This is a genomic window from Marinomonas transparens (genome assembly GCF_016463975.1).
Lineage (GTDB): Bacteria > Pseudomonadota > Gammaproteobacteria > Pseudomonadales > Marinomonadaceae > Marinomonas > Marinomonas transparens.
The window spans coordinates 84697-103306 of sequence record NZ_JAEMNX010000020.1; the positions used below are offsets into that span (position 1 = coordinate 84697).

At 44.5% G+C, this 18610-nt stretch carries 16 protein-coding genes; 10 read left to right on the top strand and 6 right to left on the bottom strand.

Annotation, left to right across the window (positions count from 1 at the left end):
* Positions 1 to 3 precede the first annotated feature (3 nt).
* The 3 genes from I8J31_RS15430 to I8J31_RS15440 are packed head-to-tail and all read right to left on the bottom strand — an operon-like array spanning position 4 to position 4490.
* Positions 4 to 972 (bottom strand): isopenicillin N synthase family dioxygenase, encoded by a 969-nt coding sequence (locus I8J31_RS15430; protein WP_199469473.1) that lies wholly within the window; start codon positions 970 to 972, stop codon positions 4 to 6.
* Positions 973 to 994: 22 nt separating this feature from the next.
* On the bottom strand, positions 995 to 3307 hold the full coding sequence (locus I8J31_RS15435) for an ATP-dependent helicase (protein WP_233402820.1): 2313 nt from the start codon (positions 3305 to 3307) through the stop codon (positions 995 to 997).
* Positions 3308 to 3347: 40 nt separating this feature from the next.
* Positions 3348 to 4490, bottom strand: a complete 1143-nt coding sequence (locus I8J31_RS15440) for a succinylglutamate desuccinylase/aspartoacylase family protein (protein WP_199469474.1) — start codon at positions 4488 to 4490, stop codon at positions 3348 to 3350.
* Between the two features lie 184 nt (positions 4491 to 4674).
* Here I8J31_RS15440 and I8J31_RS15445 point away from each other — a divergent pair, with 184 nt between their 5' ends.
* The 3 genes from I8J31_RS15445 to I8J31_RS15455 are packed head-to-tail and all read left to right on the top strand — an operon-like array spanning position 4675 to position 8282.
* Positions 4675 to 5871 carry an ABC transporter substrate-binding protein gene (locus I8J31_RS15445; protein ID WP_199469475.1) on the top strand — a complete coding sequence of 399 codons (1197 nt, stop codon included), beginning with the start codon at positions 4675 to 4677 and terminating at the stop codon, positions 5869 to 5871.
* 27 nt (positions 5872 to 5898) lie between these two features.
* Positions 5899 to 7659 (top strand): ABC transporter permease, encoded by a 1761-nt coding sequence (locus I8J31_RS15450; RefSeq protein ID WP_199469476.1) that lies wholly within the window; start codon positions 5899 to 5901, stop codon positions 7657 to 7659.
* Positions 7647 to 8282 (top strand): ATP-binding cassette domain-containing protein, encoded by a 636-nt coding sequence (locus tag I8J31_RS15455; RefSeq protein ID WP_199469477.1) that lies wholly within the window; start codon positions 7647 to 7649, stop codon positions 8280 to 8282. Before I8J31_RS15450 ends, I8J31_RS15455 begins: the two co-directional genes overlap by 13 nt.
* A 96-nt stretch (positions 8283 to 8378) precedes the next feature.
* Here I8J31_RS15455 and I8J31_RS15460 read toward each other — a convergent pair whose 3' ends face one another.
* Both I8J31_RS15460 and I8J31_RS15465 read right to left on the bottom strand, forming a co-directional pair.
* The gene (locus I8J31_RS15460) at positions 8379 to 8573 is read right to left on the bottom strand and encodes a hypothetical protein (RefSeq protein WP_199469478.1); all 195 of its coding nucleotides are present in this window, start codon (positions 8571 to 8573) and stop codon (positions 8379 to 8381) included.
* Positions 8574 to 8801: 228 nt separating this feature from the next.
* Positions 8802 to 9848 (bottom strand): hypothetical protein, encoded by a 1047-nt coding sequence (locus tag I8J31_RS15465; RefSeq protein ID WP_199469479.1) that lies wholly within the window; start codon positions 9846 to 9848, stop codon positions 8802 to 8804.
* 258 nt (positions 9849 to 10106) lie between these two features.
* Between I8J31_RS15465 and I8J31_RS15470 the strand changes: the two genes are divergently transcribed.
* The 3 genes from I8J31_RS15470 to I8J31_RS15480 all read left to right on the top strand — a co-directional run bounded on the left by I8J31_RS15470 (position 10107) and on the right by I8J31_RS15480 (position 15275).
* Positions 10107 to 11363, top strand: coding sequence for an ATP-binding protein (locus tag I8J31_RS15470; protein WP_233402832.1), 1257 nt, complete (start codon positions 10107 to 10109; stop codon positions 11361 to 11363).
* Positions 11344 to 13818: an AAA family ATPase gene (locus I8J31_RS15475; protein ID WP_233402822.1), complete on the top strand. Its 2475-nt coding sequence runs from the start codon at positions 11344 to 11346 to the stop codon at positions 13816 to 13818. Before I8J31_RS15470 ends, I8J31_RS15475 begins: the two co-directional genes overlap by 20 nt.
* 143 nt (positions 13819 to 13961) lie before the next feature.
* Positions 13962 to 15275 (top strand): alpha/beta fold hydrolase, encoded by a 1314-nt coding sequence (locus I8J31_RS15480; RefSeq protein WP_199469480.1) that lies wholly within the window; start codon positions 13962 to 13964, stop codon positions 15273 to 15275.
* Positions 15276 to 15280: 5 nt separating this feature from the next.
* On the opposite strand, the gene I8J31_RS15485 is transcribed toward I8J31_RS15480, so the two are convergent.
* Entirely contained in the window at positions 15281 to 16057 is a 777-nt protein-coding gene (locus I8J31_RS15485) for a helix-turn-helix transcriptional regulator (protein ID WP_199469481.1), read from the bottom strand.
* 145 nt (positions 16058 to 16202) lie between these two features.
* Between I8J31_RS15485 and I8J31_RS15490 the strand changes: the two genes are divergently transcribed.
* The 4 genes from I8J31_RS15490 to I8J31_RS15505 are packed head-to-tail and all read left to right on the top strand — an operon-like array spanning position 16203 to position 18592.
* A complete protein-coding gene (locus I8J31_RS15490) occupies positions 16203 to 16850 on the top strand; it encodes an MOSC domain-containing protein (protein WP_199469482.1) in 648 nt (215 codons plus the stop codon).
* Positions 16851 to 16873: 23 nt separating this feature from the next.
* Entirely contained in the window at positions 16874 to 17344 is a 471-nt protein-coding gene (locus I8J31_RS15495) for a DUF2867 domain-containing protein (RefSeq protein WP_199469483.1), read from the top strand.
* Between the two features lie 38 nt (positions 17345 to 17382).
* Positions 17383 to 18201 (top strand): alpha/beta fold hydrolase, encoded by an 819-nt coding sequence (locus tag I8J31_RS15500; RefSeq protein WP_199469484.1) that lies wholly within the window; start codon positions 17383 to 17385, stop codon positions 18199 to 18201.
* A gap of 37 nt (positions 18202 to 18238) precedes the next feature.
* Positions 18239 to 18592 carry a hypothetical protein gene (locus I8J31_RS15505; protein WP_199469485.1) on the top strand — a complete coding sequence of 118 codons (354 nt, stop codon included), beginning with the start codon at positions 18239 to 18241 and terminating at the stop codon, positions 18590 to 18592.
* Positions 18593 to 18610 lie beyond the last annotated feature (18 nt).

The following is an 18610-nucleotide window of genomic DNA, read 5'->3' on the forward strand; positions in this document are numbered from 1 at the left end:
TTATCAGCTTTCTTCTTCACGGCTCTCTTCTTCACGGTAAGCATAAGTCGCATCAAAGCGCGACTGAATCCAATCACCACTTAAAATAGGTGCGTATTTCGCAGGCTTATCTTTTGTTGCACAGCTCGCCACACAGCTTACTTCTGTTTCGTAGTCTGGCTCGACAAAGAAAGGAAACGAGTACCTGTGCACATCCGGCAAAGAAGCCCTGACGCGATGGGCAGTAGACACATAATCATCATTGGTCCAACGCTGCATCAGGTCACCAATATTGACAACGAGCGCATTTTCAATGGGCGTTGCATCCACCCACTCGCCATTGCGGTTTTTTACCTGTAACCCGCCCGTTTGATCTTGTAATAACAAGGTCACACAGCCATAGTCCGTATGAGCCCCCGCCCCGTTGTCATGGTCATTGGCTGGACGAGGCGGATAATGGATCATCCGCAATACGGTCACATGATCTGTGAAGCAACGGGTAAAAAAGTCGTCATCTAAAGACAAGGCCTGAGCCATGGCGGTTAAAAGTTTCTGTGCCACTTGAAAGGCTTCCACATAATAATCTTGCAGCACTTCAACGGTTTTAGGGTCGCTCGGATTTTGATTTGGTCCATACATGGTGGGGTATTTAACCGCCAAGGGATGTGTACTCGGCAGATCAAGCGCCATATCAAAGGTTTCTTTCCAATCCGCGTGACCCACTTCGTCTAGCTGCTCTTCACCGATATTGCCGTAGCCACGGTGGTTCTGGCAGTGAGTAATGTCGATGGCGTTTTTCTTGTCTTGCGGTTGAGCAAAAAAGCGCTTGGCTTCTTGCATCAACTTGGCCATGAGCTCGGTCGGAATACCAGTATTGGTCAGGTAGAAAAATCCAATTTCACGACACGCTTTATCCAATGCTTTAATTTCATTCTGACGGACGACATCACTTTCATGAATCAACTTGGATAAGTCAATTAAGGGGATAGACATGTTTTTCTCTCCTACTGCGAGATTAGCTTCGTGAAGACAATTTAATAAGTTGCGTATGTTTAGGATTAAAGCGTTTTAAGCCCACTTCGCCAAAATCCACAAAAATCATTTGTTTACCATCTTGTTCTTGGCGTACTACCACGCCCTGCCCGAACTGATCGTGGCGAACTTTATCCCCCGACTGCAACAGTCCCTTCCCCTCATTCACTCGATGACGAAACACCAAGGCAGGCGATACCGCCACGGCATTCAAATAACGCTGAAAAATCGCGCCTTTTTCCGTATCAATAGGGTTCTCGTCGGACGCCAGATTCCACACCTGACAAATACGGCTCACCGCATAAGGCTGAGCCTCAAAAACAAAGCGTGACAAGGACAAACTCTTTAACGCCACCCGAGGAATAGTACCCTGCTTCATGCATTTATGCTCGTCCGGAGTGGGCGATTCCAACAGCACCAGTTTTTGCTTAGCACGGGTAATCGCCACATAAAATAAACGTCTTTCTGACGCCAATTCACTGGCGGCTTTTTTATCTATCGCGCTGAGGCCTTCATCATAATAAGGGAAACGCCCTTCCTGCAAACCAGACAGCAACACCTGATCAAATTCCAACCCCTTCGACTTATGAATCGTCATCAAGTGCACCCCATGACTGTCGTCCGTCTGACGCTCGTTCAAATGAGTAAGCTGCGCCAATACCGACGCCGCATCCCCACCCACACCGCGAACATACGCCATAAAAGCATCACACGTGGCTATTTTCTCTTGGGTTTGAATGTCCTTACTACTGGTGCTTTCAAAGTAACGATAAATACCCAGTTTTTCTAAAGTATGGGCCAAACCTTGCGCCGGATCGGTACGATAAATACTCAGGCTACGCAGCCAATCGGCTCGTTCATAGAGTTTTTTCGCCCGCCAGCCTTCTGTCGCGTCCGCCAATGACTCAATAATCTGCGGCAATAAATGCGGCGCTTGCTTGGCCTGTTGAATCAAGGTTTTACGCTGCGCCACGGAACCACCCAAGCTAGGAATCATCAGCAGATATTCAATGTCATCTGAATGAAAAAACACCTTAGGGTTTTCCAGCCCACCAGCAATCACGGCGAGATAAGACATCAACATGCGAATTTGACGGTTTTCTAATAGCGGCGAATCCCCATGCAATTGGTACGGCACGCCCTTATGCATCAGCGCCAATTGAATTGGCACCATGTCACTATAGAGCCGAACCAGCACCGCAGTCTCATTCAACGCCTTTTCTTCTTCAACCCACGACTTTAATTCGCCAAGCAAGGCTTTACCTGTCTTAGGTGCTTTGGCGAACGACACTCGCGTTGCCTGCCCAGCACCAATGACTAAGGCGTCAGGATCATTTTCACTGATCACGCTTGACGCCATTAAACCAATGGCATGACCAAAACGAAAACTGGTACTCAGTGGGTAGGTCGTCACCGCGCCAAACTCTTCATCAAATTGCTTTGCCATAATGTGCGGGCTAGCGCCACGCCATTCATAAATACATTGCTGCACATCTCCGACTATCATCCACTGGCAAGCCTGTGGCGGATACAGCAACTTTAATAGCTCATATTGACACGGGTTAATGTCTTGAAACTCATCAATAAGTAGATAGCGAAATGGCGGTACAAAGGTTTGAACCTGCATGCGCTCAGGCTCGGCTAACGCTTTCAACAAAGCGTATGGATCACTCAATAAGTCCGCAAAAAAACGCGTATTATCGCGTTTGCGCAAGCTTTCTAACTCGTCATACAAGGCGGGAAAAAACGCACGCTCTTTTGACCAGCCTAAGTCATCAAACACCTCTTTCGCAGGCTGTGCCGAGGCTTTCACCTGATCGACAAACAACAGCACATCTTCTAGCCAATCTTTCTCGTCTTGCAGAGCAACTTTTTCGCCTTTACGCATCAGGCGTTGCAAGGCTTCCCGCAGCAGCTTCACCAAACTGAAATCATCGGTCAACAGTTTCGCAGAGGGTAACCAGCCTTGCTGTTCTAAACGACGACATAGCTTCATCCCAAACGCATGAAAGGTCATCACACTGGGAGAACGAAAATACCCAGCCGCCGTGATTTGCTGACTTAAGCGCCCAGAAAATTCTTCCTGAGCACTTTTATTAAACATAAACACGCCAATCTGAGAAGGTTCGACGCCCTGAGCGAATAAGTGCTCGATACGGGCTATGAGCGTGGTGGTTTTTCCGGCCCCCGCCACCGCGATGACTTTCGCGGGTGTGGTGAGATCATGCTGTACGACAAGACCCTGCTCATCGGTTAACAAATGCCCTGTTTCTGTACTCTGTTGCGCTTGCGTCAAAATAATAATGCCTAGTGTGAATGGTGTTTACTTTCTAATGTTAGTCTTCAAACAAATGACCAATTTCTCTAAAAGAAAGATGCTCTTTGCCCGCGACCTTCGCAATGGACTCACCGCACACCACCAAACGCCGCTGTACACGGGCAAAAAATACCCCATTGGTTCGAGCGATAAGCGGATAACTCGACGACTCAACATCATCGTCCATCAGGTTCACCACTTCACCAATTACCTCCCCTGCTTCGACCTCCTCCCCAATGGCTTTGTGATAACACACAATGCCAGCACAAGGCGCCTTCACTAAATCCATGGCATCCAGTGGGTAATATTCCACTTGGCTATCATCAATCTCTGCCAGCTCACCAGAAACAATGTCCCGTAACACAAGGTAATCAAATAAGGCCTGTGCATCCTGCAAGGCAAATTCATTAGAAATATCATTCTCACCTCGCAACTCCAAAGTAACAGAACGACTGCCCCAAGGGACTAAATGCGCATAATGCACTTTTAATTCTCGCCACACACTGACATTGGTTTCATCAAAAGACGCCGCGCCGGTTTCTAACTCCGACAAACCGACCTTTGCCCCCAATAACGCCAACAAGGGCTTAAAATGTTCCTCAAACTCTTGCGGCACATAAGCATGCATACTGGCTTCGCCAGAACAATGCAGATCAATCACCTCATCCGCATCCATCGACAAAGCCAACAAGGTTTTCTTCATACCTTGTAGTTCGGTGGTTTCTGGTAACAAAGCCAACTCTTCACGAATCGCTTTACGAACCAAATTCACGTTTTCCTGAGGGTCGCCCGTTATATCGCCTTTAATGCGCTTTTCCACTTTTGCGCCTAACCTAGGCCAATTACGGTTAAAGTTGCCGCCACCGTCCGAAAAAGCAAAACGCCCAGGAATATAACCATGAAAATTTTGCGCCAAACCAATCGGGTTAGACACTGGCACAATGATAATTTCGCCTTTAATTAAACCCGCATCATCGGCTTTTTTAAGCAATTTAATTAAGGTGTTTAAGACCAAAAAACCGGGCCATTCGTCAGCATGAAGGCCGGCTTGAAAATACACTTTAGGGCGAGCACCCGCATCACCAAAATGGTGGGCTTTTACAGTCCGCTGAGTACCGGGTGTCGCACTCGGTAAAACATGAGAATAAACTTGATAAGACATACAACCTCGCACCAATTTGCTCGACTAATTTCAGCCCGCACATGTTACGCTAAAAGCCAATTTGAAGAAAAACCTTCTCATTAATAATTATTCTGTAAGAAATGCTAATGTCATTGCGTCTAAAAGAGTACAAACGTTTGCCACACCCCAAAAACACAACAAAAAAACGACAGGGATACATGTAATGAAAAAATCGTTCATCGCTGCCTCCATCGCAGCCACCTTAGCATTTACTAACCCAGTACAAGCCGATTGGCAGGACACATTGGTACAAGCCGAAGGCCAAACCGTTTACTTCAATGCTTGGGGCGGTGCAGACAACATTAACGACTACATTCAATGGGCAGCCGATAGAATCAAAGACAAATACAATGTCACTCTAAAGCAAGTCAAACTGACCGACACATCCGATGCAGTAAACCGTGTATTGGCCGAGAAAGCCGCGGGTAAAAACACGAATGGCTCCATCGATCTTATGTGGATCAATGGCGAAAACTTCCGCGCCATGAAAGACAACCAACTACTATTTGGCCCTTTCAGCCCATCTCTTCCAAACTACCAAAAATACGTAAACGAAAACGCTCGCCAAAGCTTAACGCAAGATTTCGGTACCCCAGTCGATGGTATGGAATCCCCTTGGGGCATGGCGCAAGTTATCTTCATGCACGACACCGCCACCCTAAGTAAACCGCCAAAATCCATGGTCGAACTCTTGGCTTATGCCAAACAACACCCGGGGCGCATCACCTACCCAGAGCCACCGCAATTCCTTGGTTCCACCTTCTTAAAACAAGCTCTGTATGAACTAAGCCCTTACCGTAAAGCTCTATCACAACCGGTAGACTCTGTGGATTTTGATAAAATCACCGCGCCGTTATGGGCGTATTTAGACCAACTTCATAAAGTCGCGTGGCGCAACGGGCAAACCTTCCCATCCAGCGCCGAAGAAATGATGCGACTGCTAGACGACCAAGAAATCGACGTGGCATTGAGCTTTGATATTTCCGCCGCCTCAGTGCAAATCGATAAAGGCAACTTACCAGATACGGTGCGCTCTTATGTTTTCACTGGCGGCACCATTGGCAACACCCACTTTTTAGCCATTCCCTACAACAGCAGCGCCACCGCAGGTGCCCAAGTGGTCGCCAACTTTATGCTGTCCCCCGAAGCGCAAATCAAAAAACAAACCCCCACCATTTGGGGTGACTTAAGCGTTTTGTCCTACACTAAATTACCCGCCAGCGACCAAGCCAAGTTTGATGCTTTACCACGGGGCATTGCGACCTTAAGCATAGAAGAGCTGGGTAAAACCCTACCGGAACCGCACAGCAGCTGGGTGGGCGCATTAGAAAAAGAATGGCGTAAGCGCTACGCTCAATAACCACCAACCTCCTGAATAAGAAGTAAGATGCCATTACAAAAGATAAAATGGACACAATGGACAATCGCCCTACTACTGGCTTTCCCCATTGCCATTGGCCTAATCGGCACCTTGCTTCCTGCGTTTCAGTATTTCCCGCCTCTTGGACAAGACACACTTTCCCTTGACCCTTGGCATAGTCTGTTTGAACAAGGGGAATTTTACGCCAGCTTAAAACTCACCCTCATCACCGGCATCGGTGCGCCCATCTTGGCACTGTGGTTTTCCCTTTCCTTACTGGCATGGGGATACCAGCGGCCCTTTTTCCGGAAGATCGAAACACTGCTTTCCCCCATTTTAGCCATCCCCCACGCCGCCATCGCCATCGGGTTATTATTTTTACTCAGCCCTTCGGGTTGGCTAGTACGGCTCTTTAGCCCTTGGCTTACTGGCTTTGACCGACCACCCAATTGGATTAGCGTACAAGACCCATACGGCGCCTCGCTCATCTTCGCCCTCGTCATCAAAGAAATGCCTTACTTACTGTTTGTCATGCTCGGCGCCATGAAAAGCCTACAAGCAAGCGACACCATCAAAGCTTGCCAAGCTCTTGGCTACCGTCGCTTTACCCTATGGCGCAAAGTGCTCATTCCTCAGCTTTACCCCATTATTCGTTTGCCGATTTTTATCGTCATCGCCTTTAGTTTAACCGTGGTGGATTTGGCCTTGATCATCGGCCCCAATACACCATCCACCTTAGCCGTGACCCTGTTCCGATGGTTTAACGACCCAGATTTAGACCGACGCTTAATGGCCAGCGCAGGGGCCGTCTTCCTCATGCTGGTTATTGCGCTGGTGCTCGGCGGCTGGGAGCTGGCTCACCAAATATTCAGCCAAGCCACTCGACCAGAGCGCAGCAACGGCAAACGCTCTGGTTTGTCGGATAACCTATTAAGAAGTGGCGTAATACTTGGCCTAATGTCCTTGCTCAGTGGCTTTATCGCCTTAGCCTTATTACCCATTTGGTCACTGGCCAAACGTTGGCGCTTTCCCGATGCCTTACCAGCCAAATGGACATGGGACAACATAGATCGCGCTACTCCTTTATTGATCGAACTTACCTCAAACACCTTGCTGATCGCGCTCAGCGCAACGTTATTAGCCTGTTTCATCGCGCTTCTAATGTTGGAAACTTTACGCCGATCAACCCACTATTCGACAAACAAGTCATCAGGTTATAACAAACCACATCTTTTTGATTGGCTCATTTACGTACCGATTCTTTTGCCACAAATCGGCTTCTTATTTGGCTTGCACGTATTATTGATTTACCTAAACCTTAACGGTGACTTATGCGCCATCATCGCTTTGCACCTAATGTACGTTTTGCCCTATGTTTACCTTACATTAAAAGGCCCCTACCTAGCCTACGAGGAAAACTACCTACAAGAAGCCAATCGGTTAAACCGCCAAACATGGCGTAACTACGTGCGAATTAAACTCGCCATGTTAAAACCGGCTTTATTTACCGCCTTCGCCATTGGTTTTTCCGTCAGCATCGCCCAATACTTACCGACCCTGATTGCAGGCGAAGGCCGATACAGCACCCTAACCACAGAAGCCGTGGCACGCGCCGCCTCGGGTGACCGCAAACAAGTGGGCAGCATGGCCTTGTTACAAGCCTTCTTCCCCGTCATGATCTTTTGGATGGCACAATACATCCCACCACGTTGGACAAGATGGCGGCTGGCGTTAAAAACCTCGTTAAGAAGAATAAACCCTAGAAGGAATAAAAAGTGCTCAGCGTAAACGCGTTTTCTTTGTCACTCGATGACAAAACCCTCATCAGCAACCTAAGCTTCGACATCGCCGACGGCCACGTATTATCCATCATGGGGCCAAGTGGCATAGGCAAATCCAGTTTATTGCACTACTTGAGCGGGACACTTCCTGACACCCTAAGCGCCACCGGAGACGCCTTTTTAAATGGCGAAGCCTTACACACCAAACCCACCCAACAACGTAAAGTCGGCCTATTACAGCAAATGCCCTTACTCTTCCCCCACATGAGCATCATCGAAAACCTACTCTTCGCCATTCCCACAAACATCGACAAACACAACCGACAACAACAGGCACAAAACTCCCTGCAACGGCTCGGCATGCCAGACAAAGCCAACACCCTACCGAAAACACTCTCCGGCGGCCAACAAGCCCGCGTCGCCCTACTGCGTACCCTACTGTCCCAACCCGACTACCTACTGCTCGACGAACCCTTCAGTAAACTCGACCCTGCCCTAAGACGGGAAGTCAGAGAATTCGTACTAACTGAAATACGCCGCGCTAACATACCCACGCTGCTGGTTACCCACGACCCAGAAGACGCCACAGCCATGGAAGGGGAATATTTAGAATTGGGGGAAATGAAGTAGTACAAACATAACCCAAAGGGCTCTTATCGGACTTTCAGCCCAAAGTTCGACTTTTCTAATGGGATTTAGAGAAAAGAACTTTGAGGCACAATCATTCTATTTTTGATCTGGCCCTAAACCTTGCGATTTATTTAGCGCTTTTTTGACTTCAGCAACAAGCTCATCATCAAGGGTATTACTGGTCTTTTTAGTCAGATATTCCGCGACATGTATAAAAATCGCAATCAACACCTTTTCAGTAAACAATTTCGTTAGTGTAACCTTTAACACAGTCAAAATAATCGTATTCATAAACACTCCTTCTTACTGGTTCCGTATCATCAATATAGGGACTCCTTAGCATGATCTGAGCCATGAAGCCTGCTACAACCCTATAGATAAGACGGTTCGTCCATGAATTTGTGAAAAACAAAAGTTACTTTACGAGATCTTTGCCCCCTGCACTGCTAGCAATTACGACGAAATAGAGCATTATTAACAAAGTATTTTCAGTAAAAATTAGACTCTAAGATGACAAGGTCAGATTCGGGTTTTGAAGAAATAGGCGATGTTGCGAGGGCGGGCCCCGCCGGCAAAAAAACCGTTGGCATTTAGAGCACCTACACCAGTTCCAGAGTTGTAATGGGATTTTTTTACGCCTAAATAATTGTTGTAATTTATTTCATCATAACCAGCTCTGCTCAACATTTTACCTACATCATCATTGGAATTAATTAGCGATGATAAATTTATTGAACTTAATGATGGGTCCATTGCTGATACAGATGCCTTTTGCCAACGTCCAAACGATTTTTTTACATCCACACCACGGTCGTTGTCGTAACCACGGATAAATTCACCGCCTAAGGTCGGGATAGTAAAAGTGGTCTCACCATCCCCCGTACCATAAAAACCGGCATACATTTCTGTATCTGCGTCCTTCGTGGCTTGGTCGATCAGGTTAGAAGTGGCCTGCACTTTGGCCCAGTAGACTGGGTGTTCGGCACGCTTGAGTGTCGCACCATCTAGGGCGATTTCCCCCACTTCGATAATGTCCAACGAGTCGGTGATGACTTTTGCCATGTCTTTGACATCACTGCCCGTTAACGGATTAATCTGTTTGGTCAACCACAACTGGCCATTAAGATAGCTAATGGTCGCTAGGGCCCCCTTAAATAACTGGTTGGCTGAAACGATATTCGCCACGCCAATCTGCCCTAGGCCATCAACAGCAACCTGAACAGTGCTGGTATTGGTCAGCGCCACGGTGAAGTGTATTTCATCATGCTCTTGCAGGGCCTTAACTGGCTGTTTACCAGCAGGGGTGGTCAATACGATGTCATTGGCGGTTCCGGTAGCGAGAAAGACTTTTTTCGCCCTCATCTGGTTACTCATGGACAGGGCTAATTGTAACAACACACTCTGGTCTTCTGTCACATCGCCTTCGTTAATGGCCGCAAGCAACTCATCATAAAGCGGCTTCAAAGCCGCCACTGAAGCCGCACTATCGGCTATCTTCGCTAGCGAAATGCCATCGTCTTGGCTCACATTACTTGCTTTTAAATCATCATTATCTGGGTAATCCATTTATTGTTTCCTACTATATTGTTAAGCCACACGCATAAAACAGCAATAAATTCACCTGCAAGCTAATTTATAAGCGATTGATGCTTTCCAGTGGCCTTTTAACTAATGGTTTTTTAACCAATAGAAAATGCCTTGCTCCAATATATAAGACGCAGCAGAAGTCTTTTTGTGAATTCAAGCTTCTTAACGTGTCTATCCTAGTAACGACTGGTACGACTAAAAAATTTAACTATATTTTTATAGTCAACTTATTTGACAATGATTTTATTGTCGAATATATTGACAAAATATTCATTGTCAAAAAAAACAATATCAAAATACATGGAGGTTGGTATGTCTGGTCAGGTTGTTTTCGGAGAAAAATATTTTAAACGCGAAAAAGAGCAACAAAAGGTATGGAGATACTTAGACAGAGGGGCTCATATTATTCTGTTGGCTCCTAGGCGGTCAGGCAAAACATCTATGCTCAGGCATTTGGAGCAAAACCCTAAAGAAGATTACATTTTTCTCTATACCATGGTTCAGTCTTGCACGACGGAACAAGCGTTCTACAAACAAATTTTTGATCAACTGTACGATACTGATTTTATAAAAAATTTGGAGAGAGCCAACAAAAAAGGCAAAGAGTGGCTAGGTAGTGTTTTAAAAAGTATTGAGAACATAAACATAGCAGGTTCAGGTATTAAGTTAGCCGACAAAACCAGACACATCACCCACCAAGACTTAGCAATGGTGATTCGCAAGCTTCAATTAGAGAAGAAACTAGTCATCGTTGTTGATGAATACCCTGATGTCATTGAATCTATCTATGAAAATGACGGCATATCTGCCGTCAAAAATTTCATGAAGAACACCCGAACCCTATGCCAAGACACATCACTCAATCAAATGGTGCAGTTCATTTTTACAGGTTCTATTGGTTTAGATTCATTAGCTAATCGACTTGAAGTATCTAACCTTATTAACGATCAACACAAATTAAGCTTATCGACTCTAAATGAAACAGATGGATTGGCGTTTATTCACTTTCTAACAAAAAAGAACGACAGTTCATTAAAAATCACACACGATGTCGCTCTCTATATGCTAAAAAAAGTACAGTGGCTAATGCCTTACTATATTGAAATTCTATGGGAGCGACTTGAGGACCATTGCTTTGACATTGAAAATACCACACCAGAAAATAGCGATGTCGACACCGCTTATAACACCTTATTTAATCAAGCTTATCGCTCCAACTTCAATCATTGGGTTGAACGACTTAATCGCCTGAAAAAATCAGAAAAAGCATTAGCAAAAGAATTTTTAAATTTACTCTCCACATCTAAACAAATCTCATATAACGACTATTTTAATATTAGCCAACAAGAAAAATACCAAGATACTCAACATGGTTATGTCATTGATTGCTTGGAGCATGATGGCTACATTTTTGAGACAGAACCAAAAACCTACCGCTTTACCTCACCCATATTAAAAGACTGGTGGAATAGATATGCCGACCGTGCCTTATAAAAACGAAATACCTAAAAAATATAATCCGCAAAATACATCCACAGCGGTACTAAAAAGCACCTTTGCCATCCGACTGAAGGAGTTTAAACGCCTATGGAAAGCCATTTCACAGTCCGATATGGCATCGCCAGAGCAACATTATATTATTCAGGGAGTAAGAGGGGCTGGTAAAACCACCTTACTGACTCGGCTCTACATTGAGGTAGAAGAAAGTGACTCACTATCACCTTGGCTAATCCCGATTCAGCTAAAAGAAGAAGAGTATGGTATTAGCTCTTTATTCAGTTTTTGGTTACGTATCGCAGAAGATTTAGAAGAACACCCTTTGTATAAAACAAACTTTAAAGACTTAACAGAAACAATAGAAGACATAGAGCCAGAAGAGGGTGAAGACGCAAAGGCAGCCTTCAATCTGCTTAATAATGCCTTGAATGAGCATCAGCAAAAAATCATTATTTTTATTGATAACATCGCTGAATTATTTGACCACTTCTCTGACATGGATTTAGCCATACTAAGAGAAATATTAAGCCAAAAAGCCAATATTAGAATCATTGGTGGTTCTGCCATTTCGCTAGAAAATTTCTATGATCACAAGCAGCCTTTTTATCAGTTTTTTAACGTTATCACCTTAGGAAAACTGACCCAAAAAGAAGCCCTAGACTTACTCTTAGCACTGGCGGAAGTGGCAGGAGAAGATGCCGTTAAACAAATTACATTAGCCATAGAGGAACAACCTGAAAAAATTGAATCCATTCGTCGGCTCACAGGCGGTGTCCCCAGAACCATGGCCTTGTTATTTGATATTTTGGCCGAAGGCCCCCACGGCACGACCTTTGGTTATTTAGATGACACATTAGACATGGCCTCCCCTATTTACAAGCACAGGATGGATGACCTAAGCAAACAACAAAAACCCATTGTACATGCCATAGCCAAACACTGGGATGCGATTTCAGTAAAAGAGATCGCCCAAAAAACCCGCATAAACAGTAAAACCATATCGGCTCAGTTAACCCAACTGCAAAAGCAGTGGATCATCGAAAAAGTCCCCACCGACAACAAAAACCACCTCTACAGAATTCAAGAACGGTTTTTTAATATTTGGTATCTCATGCGTTATGGCCGCCGTCGAGATAAAAACAAACTGCTTTGGCTCACTCGATTTATTGAAATGTGGTGCACTAAGGAAGATTTAACAGAACGAGTAATGCAGTTCTCCTCAGGGTTAAGTAAAGACGCCTACCTACCCGGCACCTTGGCTTACACCTCAGCATTGCTCGGTTGTAAAACGCTTAGCATCAATGAAAAAGAACAGATATATCAACATGCTCATACCTTTTTTGAACAACAGAATGAACCTAATTTTTTAAACTCACTGCCTGAAATAGAAGGAAAAGAATATGCCCTCCATGCGATTGATTGTATGGATAATGAAAAGTTTGAAGAAGCAATAAAATACGCAGAAAAAGCAATATCAAAAAATATTTTTGAAGCCTATTACATAATTGCTTATTTATATCATTATGAACTTATTGACATCAAATTAGCAGAAAAAAACTATCTAAAAGCTACCAAGAACAACATAGATATTGCCTATTTCCAATTAGCTTCTTTATATAAAATTGATCTTAAAAATTTCACCAAAGCAGAACAAACTTACCTTGAAGCGATAGAACATGATGATGACAAAGCCCATTCCTATATGGGCTTAGCTGATTTATATGAAGTCAACTTTAAAAATTATTCTAGGGCTGTGCAAATGTATATAAAAGCAACCGAACATGGTGACCACAGCGCCTATTTACATTTAGGTCATTTATATAGAGATAAATTTGAGGATTTTTCTAAGGCTGAGCAAGCCTATCTTAAAGCTATCAAGTATGGTTATCACCGTGCATATTTATACTTAGGCTATTTATATCTATACAATGATTATAATTTTGCTAAAGCAGAACATGCTTATCTTCAAGCTATTGAACGTAATATTTACGATGCTTACTCCGCTATAGCATCAATGCACTTTTCATTAGAATTGGTAGATAAAAAAAGCCAAGCCCTTAACTATGCAAAACAAGGTGTTAGCCATAATGAAGGTTTTGATAGTTTATACATATTAGTGTGTACTGCTCTATGGAATAATGAGCTGGATATTGCAGCGTCTTCAATGGAAAAAATATTTAGTCTCGATTCATGGTCGAAAATTTTAGAAGAAAATACTAAAGAAACATTTCTTTTATTAATACTCTTTTTGGCTAAAAAACAAACTCATCTTGTCGATAAATGGTTTAAAGAGTTTGATTTAATAGAACAGTTTAAACCCCTCCATTATGCATTAATGTTTTTAATGAAAGAGGAATATCCGAATGAATATTTACGGATGGGGTCAGAGCTAGAAGAAACCGTTGCAGAAGTGCTGGCTGAAATTGAGAAGCTAGCAATAACGTATCAATAAACCTCTTTGAACATTCGCTATAACAGTCCACATAAAGCCAGTCGTATCCAATGACTGGCTTTTTATCAAACCACTCCCCTATAACCCCTAATCCAGCAATATGCTAAAGTGCCAGCCACAGCACAAACCGTCTTGAGGAAAGTATGAAAGCAGTAACTCAGCAGTACAAAATGAAAGGCATGCTCGTCAGTGATTATGAATTAGAGGTGCCGTTGGATTGGCACTCACCCGAGAAGAGCGACACCATCACGCTTTTTGCTCGTGAGGTGGTGAGTTTGGATCGAGTCGATGATGAGTTGCCTTTGCTGTTGTTTTTGCAAGGTGGCCCCGGTGGTAAGTCCCCTCGCCCGATGCCCGATTCGTCCCCTTGGATGAGTGAGGCGTTAAAAACTCACAAGGTCATTTTACTCGACCAACGAGGTACGGGCCGCAGTAGCCGTGTTGATAAGAGTCTTATGAGTAAATTGTCTGCCGAAGCAGGCCGAGATTATTTACTGAAATTCCGTGCCGACAGCATAGTGGCGGATTGCGAGCATCTTCGTAAAACCCTTTACCAAGGTCGTTTGTTTGAAACCTTGGGGCAAAGTTATGGCGGCTTCATTACGTTGGCGTATTTATCCCAAGCGCCTGAAGGCTTGGCGGCTTGTTACATTACGGGAGGACTTGCGGGGTTAGAAGAATCGGCAAAAGAGGTTTATCAGCTTACCTATCAGCGCCTTATTGAGAAAAACCAAGACTACTACGCCCGTTACCCGCACGATGCCAAGGTCATGGCAAAGATTGCTGAGTGCCTTACCAACAACAAGGTGCTGTTACCCGATGGTGATCAACTCACATTAGAACGATTCCAAAGTATTGGTATTTTATTAGGCATGGGGCAGGGAATTGACCAAATCCACTGGTTAATCGACGAAGCCTTTGCTGGCAGTGATAAAAACCAACTAAGCGATACGTTTTTAGAACAAGTCATGCAAATGACCAGCTACCACGAAGGGCCACTGTTTGCGGCGATTCATGAAAGCATCTACGGCCAATCTAACCAGAGCACAAGCTGGTCAGCGCAGCAGGTTCGGGAAGACTATAAGGAATTTGATGCTAGCCATTCGCCGCTGATGTTGACGGGAGAAATGATGTATTCGTGGATGTTCGAGCAAATCACGTCATTACGCCCCTTTGCCGATGCGGCCAATGCCCTCGCGGAATACCAAAACTACGCGCCCCTTTACGACATGGCCAAACTCGCCAATAACAAAGTCCCCGTTGTCGCGGCGGTGTATTACAACGACATGTACGTGCCACGAGAGCTTTCCCTTAAAACAGCCGAGCAAGTGGCCAATACCAAGGTGTGGATCACCAACAGCTACGAACACGATGGCGTGCGTCAGTCTTCGGAGGTGTTTTGCCAACTACGCCAATTGCTTTTGGACCAAGGTGGCCCTTTGACAACATCGAAGTAATCAATCTACCCCAACAAATACCGTTTACGATATTGGCTTGGCGTCTGGTTAAACAAGCCTTTAAACGCATGGATGTAGGCGGAATCGGATTGGTAACCGAGCTCTAATGCGATGTCTTGAATGGACTGTTTGCTTTCTAGACATTGCAGGGATAACACCAGCCTGATGTTTTGCCGCCACATGGAGAACGACTGATTAAACTCCTTGGCACACAGTCGCGATAGGGTTCGTTGTGAGGCTCCTACCTTTACCGCCCATTCAGCGAGAGTTAGGGGTAGATCCGGCTGTTGATTCAGTTCTTTAAAAATCGCGAGTAACCTTCTGTCCTTTGGAATAAGCAAGGGAATCTCGTAACGTTCGGCGATGGTGATTTGATCCCGCAAAACACTGAGCATGTTGGTCGTCATCTGCTCTGCTTGGTTATCTAAGCCTTGATCAATGAGTAAAACAATCAGTTCTTTTAAAAAGGCGCTGACCAAGCAAGATTTAAAGCTATGCCCGTAGTCTACCGCCCCCTTTGGGTTGAGAAATACCGCTAGAAACTGTGTTCTGGTTACGGATACCGATTTGTGAAGGGTGTTCGCTGGTATAAAGATCAATCCATTGTGTGGCACGATGACATTTTTACCGGCTATCTCAGATTGAAGTAATCCAGAAATTGGAAACAGTATTTGATGCCAAGGGTGTTGATGCAATTCCTCCGAAAAATGCGCAGGCAGGTCGTAAGTGTTTGAAAGAACTTGGCGACTCGGATATTTTTTGATGAGTTCATTAATCGTCATGATTGGCAACTTATCTATATTTTATGTCTTATAGGATAAATCAGGACATTTCGATTTGAAATAACATACTCACCTCATTGGTTACTCTTTCAAAGGAAAAAAGAGAAGAATGCGCCTGCCCATAAAGCGAACGGAGGAAAAAGACATGCAACTGGTCTCTATTAACGTATCCAAACCAAAAGACGCTGACTATAACGGCGAGACGATACAGACGGGTATTTTCAAAAAGCCCATACAAGGCAAGGTTCTTGTTAAAACGCTCAATATTGAAGGCGACAAGCAAGCAGACCTTGAAAACCACGGTGGCATTCATAAAGCCGTGTATGCCTTTGCTCATGATCGTTACGACCATTGGCGTGACGCATTCAATGACCCAGGTTTAACCGCAGGGGCATTTGGTGAAAACCTCACCATAGCCACGTTAGATGAAGCTGCAATAAACATTGGTGACCGCTTTCGCCTTGGTGACTGCATCCTAGAGGTCAGCCAACCTAGAATGCCTTGCTACAAGCTCGGTATCGCTTTGAACAACACCCGAGCACCTAAGCAGTTCACAAAGAGTTATCGTACTGGCGTGTATTTTAGAGTCATACAAGAAGGAAGGATTGAAGCCGGTGATGAGCTGGTTAATATCCACCAGCACGAGGATTCGGTGAGCGTTAACACCTTGTTTAGAGCGTTATTTGATAAGGATTATCAAGATACCCATACTGTCTTTACTAAAGCATTATCGGTTACAGAACTGGCGCCAGAGTGGCGAAATGTGATTTCTGATCGCTTGCAAGTTAACTAGACTCAATTAGTAGGATGTAAACTATGAGTAAAATAACAGAAGCGGAACTTCCCTCTTTTAGCCTTCTTCATGATCGAATAAAGGGGTCAGACTTTGTTGATTGCTACGCCGTTGAGTCCGACTTATCACCCCGCCAAGCCGCTGACATTGTGACCAATTTCCCTGGGTGGGCGCAATTACTGGTGAGAATCCGTAATGCTGTGGTTTCCAAACTTGGCTTATTAGATGATGGGCCAGAAGCCAACGATAAGGTTGGCTTCTTTCCGGTCGAGGCTGAAAACGATCAGGAGTTGATCGCAGGATTTAACGATAAGCATTTGGACTTTAGGCTCTCTGTCATCTCCCAAAATGGGCAAGTATTTTTATCGACATGGGTGCATACACACAATATCGGCGGAAAAATCTACCTTAAAGTCATACTTCCCTTTCATATATTAATTGTGCGTAACGCCTTAGCTAGGGTTCAGGCATTGAGCTTACCAACTAGAACCTAATATTGATTACACCTTGATGAAACCTAGAGAGATTCGTAGTGAACACTTGGACACTTCCACACAACTTTGAGTTTAAAGGCCGAAAGGTTAAATACGGTATATCAGGCGAAGGCGAACCTCTTGTTTTGGTGCATGGTACGCCTTGGTCGTCTTTTAACCTCAGGCATTTAATTCATGATCTATCTCGTGATTACACTGTGTATTACTTTGATCTACTAGGATATGGCGAATCCGACAAAAGTGACGCGGATGTGTCTTTAGGCATACAAAACAAGCTGCTTGATGCCTTGATCGACCACTGGAAACTAGAGGAATCTTTTATTGTTGGCCATGATTTTGGCGGCACGACCGTATTACGTAATCATATCTTGGATAAACGTCGCTACAAGAAAATAGTCGTGATTGACCCTGTCGCTCTATCACCATGGGGATCCCCCTTTTTTAAACATATTGAACAGCATGAAAGCGCTTTTGCTGGTGTACCAGACTATATTCATGCGGCGATTGTAGAGGCCTATATTAAAACCGCTGCTCATCAGGCTTTAGATCAAGAAACCATAGATGGCATACTCACGCCATGGATTAGCGAAGGCGGAAAGTCAGCCTTTTATCGACAAATTGCGCAGGCTGACTCAAGATTCACCGATGAATTCCAACACAAGTTTGCTGATGTTAGCGCTCCAACTCTCATCCTCTGGGGCGAAGAAGATACCTGGATACCTTGCGAACAAGCGCATGTACTGCAAAGTAAAATCGAAGGCTCGAAACTGGTCACTGTGCCTAATGCTGGGCATTTAGTCATAGAAGAGAACCCAACAGTGTTAGTAACAGAAATACGACGCTTTTTTAAAGCATAAGATTAGATCAAACTGCCAACCCCCAAGGAGAATGCAAATGAATGACATCACTAAACAATTAGCCTTAGCCGAAAAGTACCTTGATGAAATGCTTGCCGCCGAAAAAGCAGATGATTACGAGGCTTGGATGCAACGCTTTGAGAAAGACAATCATAATGGCCCAAGCAAGGATAACTTCCATAAAGATATAGAGCATATGAGGCAAACGTTAGGCGCTTACCAAAGCCGCGAGTATTTTGGTTCCATTAAAATGTCGAATGAAGATAAATACCCGGATGGTCTGAGGTTCTTTTGGAAAGGAGTATTTGAGAAAAAAGAATTGCTGATTGCTATCGGTATTCATCAAAAAAGCGGCGTTTGGTACGTGAACCACAACGTGTATAGTGCTTAAAATTCCGGTGATAGTTTT

Excerpts from the sequence above, each read along its gene's own strand:
- I8J31_RS15430 (WP_199469473.1), bottom strand. The coding sequence starts at position 972 with ATGTCTATCCCCTTAATTGACTTATCCAAGTTGATTCATGAAAGTGAT.
- I8J31_RS15440 (WP_199469474.1), bottom strand. The coding sequence starts at position 4,490 with ATGTCTTATCAAGTTTATTCTCATGTTTTACCGAGTGCGACACCCGGT.
- I8J31_RS15445 (WP_199469475.1), top strand. The coding sequence starts at position 4,675 with ATGAAAAAATCGTTCATCGCTGCCTCCATCGCAGCCACCTTAGCATTT.
- I8J31_RS15450 (WP_199469476.1), top strand. The coding sequence starts at position 5,899 with ATGCCATTACAAAAGATAAAATGGACACAATGGACAATCGCCCTACTA.
- I8J31_RS15460 (WP_199469478.1), bottom strand. The coding sequence starts at position 8,573 with ATGAATACGATTATTTTGACTGTGTTAAAGGTTACACTAACGAAATTG.
- I8J31_RS15465 (WP_199469479.1), bottom strand. The coding sequence starts at position 9,848 with ATGGATTACCCAGATAATGATGATTTAAAAGCAAGTAATGTGAGCCAA.
- I8J31_RS15470 (WP_233402832.1), top strand. The coding sequence starts at position 10,107 with ATGATTTTATTGTCGAATATATTGACAAAATATTCATTGTCAAAAAAA.
- I8J31_RS15475 (WP_233402822.1), top strand. The coding sequence starts at position 11,344 with ATGCCGACCGTGCCTTATAAAAACGAAATACCTAAAAAATATAATCCG.
- I8J31_RS15480 (WP_199469480.1), top strand. The coding sequence starts at position 13,962 with ATGAAAGCAGTAACTCAGCAGTACAAAATGAAAGGCATGCTCGTCAGT.
- I8J31_RS15485 (WP_199469481.1), bottom strand. The coding sequence starts at position 16,057 with ATGACGATTAATGAACTCATCAAAAAATATCCGAGTCGCCAAGTTCTT.
- I8J31_RS15490 (WP_199469482.1), top strand. The coding sequence starts at position 16,203 with ATGCAACTGGTCTCTATTAACGTATCCAAACCAAAAGACGCTGACTAT.
- I8J31_RS15495 (WP_199469483.1), top strand. The coding sequence starts at position 16,874 with ATGAGTAAAATAACAGAAGCGGAACTTCCCTCTTTTAGCCTTCTTCAT.
- I8J31_RS15505 (WP_199469485.1), top strand. The coding sequence starts at position 18,239 with ATGAATGACATCACTAAACAATTAGCCTTAGCCGAAAAGTACCTTGAT.